This window comes from Yinghuangia sp. YIM S10712 (genome assembly GCF_051388935.1).
In the GTDB taxonomy this organism is placed as follows: Bacteria; Actinomycetota; Actinomycetes; order Streptomycetales; family Streptomycetaceae; genus Yinghuangia.
Genome location: NZ_JBPKBI010000010.1, coordinates 24223 through 32017 on the forward strand (window position 1 = coordinate 24223; position 7795 = coordinate 32017).

4 protein-coding genes and 1 pseudogene are annotated in these 7795 nt (G+C 69.2%); 4 read left to right on the forward strand and 1 reads right to left on the reverse strand.

Translation table 11 applies throughout. The annotated features are described in order from the left end of the window. The first annotated feature begins 748 nt into the window (after nt 1-748). From ACRX5W_RS20310 to ACRX5W_RS20325, 4 genes are all read left to right on the forward strand, one after another. Nucleotides 749-3430 carry a family 78 glycoside hydrolase catalytic domain gene (locus ACRX5W_RS20310; RefSeq protein ID WP_436789648.1) on the forward strand — a complete coding sequence of 894 codons (2682 nt, stop codon included), beginning with the start codon at nt 749-751 and terminating at the stop codon, nt 3428-3430. 121 nt (nt 3431-3551) lie between these two features. Next, entirely contained in the window at nt 3552-4466 is a 915-nt protein-coding gene (locus ACRX5W_RS20315) for a PfkB family carbohydrate kinase (protein WP_436789649.1), read from the forward strand. Then, nucleotides 4460-4897 carry an RbsD/FucU family protein gene (locus ACRX5W_RS20320; protein WP_436789650.1) on the forward strand — a complete coding sequence of 146 codons (438 nt, stop codon included), beginning with the start codon at nt 4460-4462 and terminating at the stop codon, nt 4895-4897. Before ACRX5W_RS20315 ends, ACRX5W_RS20320 begins: the two co-directional genes overlap by 7 nt. Before the next feature lie 216 nt (nt 4898-5113). Beyond that, complete coding sequence (locus ACRX5W_RS20325; RefSeq protein ID WP_436789651.1) at nt 5114-7108, forward strand: hypothetical protein; 1995 nt, start codon at nt 5114-5116, stop codon at nt 7106-7108. A gap of 29 nt (nt 7109-7137) precedes the next feature. Here ACRX5W_RS20325 and ACRX5W_RS20330 read toward each other — a convergent pair. Next, nucleotides 7138-7795 (reverse strand): annotated as a pseudogene (locus tag ACRX5W_RS20330) (ABC transporter substrate-binding protein); the annotation flags it as partial.

Genomic DNA, 7795 nt, shown 5'->3' on the forward strand with positions numbered 1-7795 from the left:
AACCGGAGGTCTGCGACTTCGGGCTGACCGTCATCGTCGCCGACGACATCGTCCTTCGTCGGCCCCATCCAGCCGCGCCCATTTCTGAAACGTTACAAGCGAGTGTCTTGCCGGATTGAGCCTGAGCGGCCTAGCATCCTGGCTTGCACAGGTAATTCGCATTACTTGCAGGTGGTGCCCCTCAGGGCACCGCGACGACTGCGACCGTTCGTCACCCTGGTGGTCGTGTTGCGTCAGGCCTCCGACAGCGATCGGCGCGCCGAACGCGGAGGGAGCATGGAGCCGACACAGTGAATGGACAATTTCGGAGGATGTGCACGTGAGCAACCGCCCTTCGACGAGCATCCGTTCCGGCTGACCGCGGTCCGGGCCGGACGGAGGCGATCGTTTCCGGTGCGCTTCGCCGCGAGCCCGAAGCGAAGCGCGGGTACTGTCCGCGCCGTCCGGCCTGCCGAATTCGGGCACCGCCATCGCGGAGAACCGCGAACTCGCCCCGCTGCTGATCCGCCCCGACGGTGACACATCTGCTTTCGAGCGGACACCGATGGCGCATCCAGACCAAGGGCTGACCGGCCCGAAGCCAAGCGCTCGCGTGGTGCCTGCCTGTGTCAGGCCGATGGCGACCTCGCGTGCGTGCGGCCCGGGTTCCGACCATGTGGATGGGATCGGATCCGAGGAACGCGGAGTCGACGCCTGCGCGAGTTGTAGCGCCTGAACACGCAATGACGCCTGGAAGGACAGGAACATCATGACCAGCACCCGCGTTGCCGCGCCGACCTTCGAACACCACGCTGAGGCGCTCGGTGTCGGGGAGCCGTGCCCTCGTATCTCGTGGAAGACGGTGACCGAGGAGGCCGGGTGGCAGCAGGCCGCGTATGAGGTGGCCGTGGACGCGCCGGGCGGCGAGCCCGCTTGGCGCAGTGGGCGGGTTGTGTCCGGTGAGTCCGTCCTGGTTCCGTGGGGGGCTCCCGCGCTGCGGTCCCGCGACCGACGCGAGGTCCGGGTCCGCGTGTGGGGCGCTGCGGACTCCGAACCCTCCGCGTGGAGCCCGCCCTCCGTGGTCGAAGCGGGCCTCCTGGACACGGGTGATTTCACCGCGGGTTTCGTCACGCCAGACTGGTCGGAGGACACCTCCGTGGCGCAACCGGCCACGCTGCTGCGACGCGGTTTCGTCCTGCGCGCGCCGGTGGCGTCGGCCCGCCTGTACATCACCGCCTTGGGCGTGTACGAGGCTGAGATCAACGGCGTCCGGGTGGGCGACCAGGTGCTGGCGCCCGGTTGGACCAGCTACCAGCACCGGCTGCGCTACCAGACCTTCGACGTGACCGGCTTCCTGCAGCCCGGGGCGAACGCGATCGGCGCGTGGGTCGGCGACGGGTGGTACCGCGGCCGTCTGGGCTTCGAGGGCGGCCGGCGCAACATCTACGGCGAACACCTCGGCCTGCTGGCCCAGTTGGAGATTCTCTACAGTGACGGCACAGCCGAGACCGTCACCACCGACGGCGAATGGCAGGCGTCCCGCGCGCCGATCACGTCCGCCGACTTGTACGACGGCGAATCCTACGACGCCCGGCGCGAACAGCCCGGATGGTCCCAGCCGGGGTTCGACGACCGCGACTGGACCGCGGTCCGGGCCCTGGACGTGGACCGTGCCCGACTCGTCGCTCCCACCGGGCCGCCGGTACGCCGCATCGAGGAGATCTCCCCGGTGGAGATCCTGACCACGCCGTCCGGGCGCACCATCGTCGACTTCGGCCAGAACCTCGTCGGGCGGCTCCGCATCACCGCGCGTGCAGCGGCCGGGCACACGGTCACCCTGCGGCACGCCGAGGTCTTGGAGGACGGTGAACTCGGCACTCGGCCGCTGCGCCTGGCCAAGGCCACCGACTCCTACACCTTCCGCGGCGGCGAGACCGAGGTCTGGGAGCCGCGGTTCACCGTCCACGGCTTCCGCTACGCCGAGGTCGAGAACTGGCCCGGCACCCTGACCCTGGACGACCTCACCGCCGTGGTCCTGCACACCGACATGACCCGCACCGGCTGGTTCACCTGCTCCGACCCGATGATCGACCGGCTGCACGAGAACGTCGTGTGGAGCATGCGCGGCAACTTCCTCGACGTGCCCACCGACTGCCCGCAACGCGACGAACGCCTCGGCTGGACCGGCGACATCCTGGTCTTCACGCCGACGGCGGCATACCTGTACGACTGCGCCGGGCTGCTCACCTCGTGGCTGCGCGACCTCGCCGCCGAACAACAGGAGGCCGGCGGCCCGATCCCGCTCGCCGTGCCCGGTCTCCTGCCCGCCGCGCCGATCGCCGTCTGGGGTGACGCGTCGACGCTCGTCCCGTGGGTCCTGTACCAGCGAACGGGCGATCTGGGGCTGCTGCGTGATCAGTTCGCGAGCATGACGGCGTGGATGGACGTGATGACCGCACACCACGCACGCGGCGGAGGCCAGTTCGGTGACGACGGCATTCAGATGGGCGACTGGCTCGACCCGTCCGCGCTTCCCGAGCATCCTTCGGCGGGCCGCACCGACCGGATGCTGGTCGCCGCGGCGTACATGGTCCGCTCCGCCGAAGTCGTCGCGGCCACGGCCGAGTTGCTCGGACGCGAGGACGACCGCCTGCGCTTCGCCAAACTCGCCGACGAGGTCAGGGCGCAGTTCCAGGACGAGTTCATCTCACCGCACGGACGCGTGTCCAGCGACTCGCAGACCGCATATGCCCTCGCCCTGCAGTTCGCACTGCTCCCCACCGAGGAAGCCCGGCGCGGAGCCGCGCGCCGACTGGCCGAACTGGTCCGCGAATCCCGGCACGCGATCGGCACCGGCTTCGTCGGGACGCCCTTGATCTGCGACGCGCTGTGCACGGCAGGCGCCCTAGACACCGCCTACCTGATGCTGACGCGTCGCGAAGTGCCGTCGTTCCTCTACCCCTTGACCATGGGTGCGACGACGATGTGGGAGCGCTGGGACAGCATGCTGCCCGACGGCGCCATCAACCCCGGCGAGATGACGTCGTTCAACCACTACGCGTTCGGCGCCATCGCCGACTGGCTGCACCGCACCGTCGCCGGCCTCGCGCCCGCCGCGCCCGGCTACCGCAAACTCCTGGTCCGGCCCGTCCCCGGCGCAGGCCTGACCTCGGCGACCGCAGCGCACGAAACACCGTACGGCCGCGCCGAAGTCGCCTGGCAGCGCACCGGCACCGCACTGACTGTCGACGTCACCGTGCCGCCCAACACCACCGCGCGCATCGAATTCCCCGACGGCACCGAGCCGGTGGAGGTCGGCTCGGGGCAGCACAGCTTCCGCGTCCACTGCCGAGCCGCCGAAGACGACCCGACCAGCGAACCGACGGCACTGGAGAGGCGCATTGCCGCCAGGTCGACCGGCGCGCCGATAGCTGACTGGATGCGCGCCTGACGATTCCGCGACCACGTGCGCCGCGCCACGCCGCGGCGCACGAACATCCGCAGGTTCCCGAAACCAGGCCTTGGGACCCCGGCCGAACCGACCGGAACCCAACGCGACTCAAAGGTTGCCCATGGACATCGAGGTAATCGTGATCGGGTCGATCAACGCCGACCTCATCACGGAGGTGCGGCGCCGCCCCGCGGGCGGCGAGACGGTACTGGCCGTCGGGCTCAAGAACCGGCCCGGTGGCAAGGGCGCCAATCAGGCAGCCGCGGCGGCTCGCGCCGGGGCCTCAACGGCCCTCCTCGGAGCCGTCGGCGAAGACCCCCTCGGCGCCGCCCAACTCCACGCACTTGCCGCCGCCGGCGTCGACGTCACGCGTGTGAGCACCGTACCGGGGGCCGACACCGGAATGGCCTTCATCACGGTGACGCCTGACGGCGAGAACACGATCGTGGTGGCCGGCGGCGCCAACACCCTCCTGGACGCGGACACCGTACGCCGGCGGCTCGCGGGAACGAGCGCGGCGATCGCGGTACTGCAGACCGAGATCGCCGCCGCCGCCGTGGACTCGGCGGCAGCCTGGGCCCAGGACAACGGAATCCGGGTCGTGCTCAACAACGGGCCGTGCGCGGACCTCACCGCCGAGACCCTCGCCGTCGCGGACCCGTTGATCGTCAACGAACACGAGGCCGCCGAGCTATGTCGCCCGGCCAAGCCTTCCGACGACTCGTTGGCGTTCGACGTCCTGAAGACAACCGGCGCACGGTCTGTCCTCGTGACACTCGGAGGCAACGGCGTGCAACTGGCGACCGCGGACACCCTGGCATCGCTTTCGGCGGTACCCGTCGAGGTCGTCGACACCACCGGCGCCGGTGACGCGTTCGTCGGCACGGTGGCGGCCCGCCTCGCCAAAGGCGAGACCCTCGAAACCGCCGCCCACACAGCCACCCGGGCTGCCGCGGAGGCCGTGACCTGGAATGGCGCCCGTCCGCCGACCACCCCACTCCGCGTAACCAACGTCGGGGAGGCGACGACGTGCTGAAAGGCATCCCCGGCATCCTCACACCGAAGCTTCTTTGGACAATCGCCGCAATGGGCCACGGCGACCAACTTGCCGTCGTCGACCGTAACTACCCGGCGTACTCCCGGCACCGGCGCGTCGTACCGCTCGCCGGCGCGAGACTGGCTGAGACCGCCACAGCGATCACCGCGCTGATGCCGATCGACGAAGCTACCGCGTCCCCCGGATACTTCATGGTCCCCGATGGTGGACCCGACACCCGGTCCCCGATCCACCAGCAGTTCATCGACGCCGTATCCACCGCAGAAGGTCGGCCGATCGGCTTCGAACCACTCGAACGCACACCCTTCTACGAACACGCGAAACCCGCCTTCGCCGTCGTGCTCACAGGAGACGACGCCAGCTACGGATGCTTCCTTCTCGCCAAAGGCGTCGTGACACCGACACTGTGACAGCCGGCAGTCGCATCCATCCTCTCGAAACCAGAATCGACGACCTTTCCTTCACGTTGCGGGAGAAGCACGGTGACCAGTCAGACAGGTCGAACGACCGCGATCGATCGCGAAGCCGTAGTGCGGCGTCACACCGTTGAGTTGAAGGAGGCTGATCCGGCGTCGGTCTTGTCGGTCGGCAATGGAGACTTTGCCTTCACTGCGGACATCACCGGTATGCAGACGTTCACGTCCTTCCATGACCAGGCGACCGCCGCAGCCGAGAAGCGTTTGGCGGTGAATACGGCGACGATGTCGTCGTGGGGGTGGCATGCGATGCCCAACCCCGACGGGTTTGTTCTCGGGGACGCGATGTCCCGGTACGAGACCGCGCGTGGCCCTGTGGAGTACCCCGACAAGTTCGACATGGCCGCGGCGTTCGGCGGCGAGGTGCCTGAGGAATACCGCGCGGGGACTTGGCTCCATGTGAACCCCCAGCGGCTGGACTTGGGCCGTGTCGGTCTCGTGCTGCGGCCGGCCGCGGACGCCCCGCCCGAGCAGGACCCGGCTGTCCTCGCGAACACCCGTCAGAAACTCGACCTGTGGTCGGGGGCGCTCACCAGCGAGTTCGACTACGCCGGGCACGAGGTGCGCGTGACGACCGTTGCTGATCCCCACCACTCGCGGGTCGCGTTCCGCATCGAGTCCGAGCTGCTCGCGGGCGGACGCGCCGGCGTCACGGTGCGGTTCCCGTACGCCAGCAACGGGTTTTTCCAGACCGCCGACTGGTCCGCCCCCGACCGACACCACACGGCTTTGACGGTCCTCGGCGCACGGGCCTGCCGCTTCGACCGCACGCTCGACGACACCGCCTACGCCGTGCGCCTGGACTGGTCGGACGGACGGATCACGGCGACGGACGAACCGCACGCGTTCGCCCTGACGACATCGACCGCCGTGTTGGAGCTGGTCGTCGGTTTCACCCCCGCAGACGACGGCGCTGGGCCGACCCGCGTTGATTTCGCAGCGGTCCGTGAGGCGGCGGCGCGGTGGTGGCGGGCTTTCTGGATGTCGGGTGCGGCAGTCGACTTCGCCGGCAGCACCGATCCGCGTGCGGCGGAGTTGGAGCGCCGGGTCGTGCTGTCGCAGTACCTGACCGCGGTGCACTGCGCGGGCGCGATGCCGCCGCAGGAGACGGGCCTGGCCACCAACTCCTGGCAGGGCAAGTCCCATCTGGAGATGCACTGGTGGCATGCCGCGCATTTTCCCGCGTGGGGCCGCCCCGAGCTTCTCGAACGGTGCCTGGACTGGTACCTGTCCATCCTCGGCACGGCCCGTGAGACCGCACGCCGGCAGCAGTACGACGGTGCCCGCTGGCCCAAGCACGTCGGACCCGACGGCCGCGAAAGCCCCAGCGACGTAGGCTCCCTGCTGATCTGGCAGCAACCCCACCCCCTCTACCTCCTCGAACTCCTCCATCGCAGCCGCACCGGACCCGAGCGCGATCGACTCGTCACCCGCTATGCCGAACTCGTCGACGAGACCGCCCGATTCATGGCCTCCTTCGTCGAAGAACGCAATGGTGCCCACCACTTGCCCGCACCCGTGATGCCCGCGCAGGAGTTCTACGACGCCAAGACCACCGAGGACCCCACCTTCGAACTCGCCTACTGGTGGTGGGGCCTGGAAATCGCGCAGGCGTGGCGACGGCGCCAAGGCCTGCCACGCCACCGGGACTGGCAGCGCATCCAGGACACTCTGACCGCCCCCCACCAGGACAACGGCACCTATACGGCGATCGCCACCGCGCCGTACCTGCGCCGCGACGACCACCCCGCGCTGCTGTGTGCCCTCGGTGTGGTCCCGTCCACACCGCTCGTCGATCCCGCCGTGATGGAGGCCACCCTTCTCGACGTCCTCGCCACCTGGGACTGGAATACCGCTTGGGGCTGGGACTTCCCCGTCATGGCGATGACCGCCACGCGCGTCGGCCGTCCCGACCTCGCCGTCGACGCGCTGCTCATGGACACCGGCAAGAACTGTTGGCTCCCTACCGGGCACACCCCGCAGATCGGCAGCCTCCTGCCGATCTACCTCCCTTCCAACGGAGGCCTACTGACAGCCGTGTCCCTGATGGCCGCTGGCTGGGACGGCAACGGCACCCCTACCCCCGGTTTCCCCGCCGACGGCACCTGGACCGTGCGTCACGAAGGCTTCACCCCCTGGCCCTGACCACGGACTCGCCGATGCTGCGCTGGTGGTCAGGACCGGTCGATGCGGTCCCACAGGATGATGCCGTCGTTGCAGAGCTGTATGCCCGTGATGCGCGGTTCGGACACGGCGGCGGCGACGGACTCCTGGTAGGCCCAGAAGGGGGCGTCGCGGTTGAGTTCGACCTGGACCGAGGTGTACGAGTCGCGGCGAGTGGACCGGTCGGTGTTCTCGCGTGCCCGGTCGAGTGCCTTGTCGACGGCGGGATTGCGATAGCCGCTGAGGTTGGTGGCGCTGGTGGAGTGCAGGAAGTCGTACAGCCCGGGTTCGGGGTCGCTGAACCACTGCTGGGTCAGGGCGAGGTTCCAGGTCCATTCGTCCTTGCGTACTGTGCGGATGAAGTCGGTGGGCCCGGCGGTCTGGATCTGCGCGTCGACGCCGGGGTAGGCGTTGACGGTGTCGCGGATGTACTCGGCGACCTTGACCGTGGTGGGTGCTTGCGGGACGACCAGCACGAACCGCAGCGGTCGAGAGCCGCTGCCGGTGACCTGTGCGAACAGCGCTCTCGCCTGGGCGGGGTCGTTGTCGGGCATGACCAATTGCGGGTTCGCGACCGGTGAAGTGCCGGCGAAGATGCCCCGGGCGGGTGTGCCCTTGCCTTGGTGGAAGCGGGTGTCGACCTCGGCCGCGCTGAGGGGGGTCGCGACC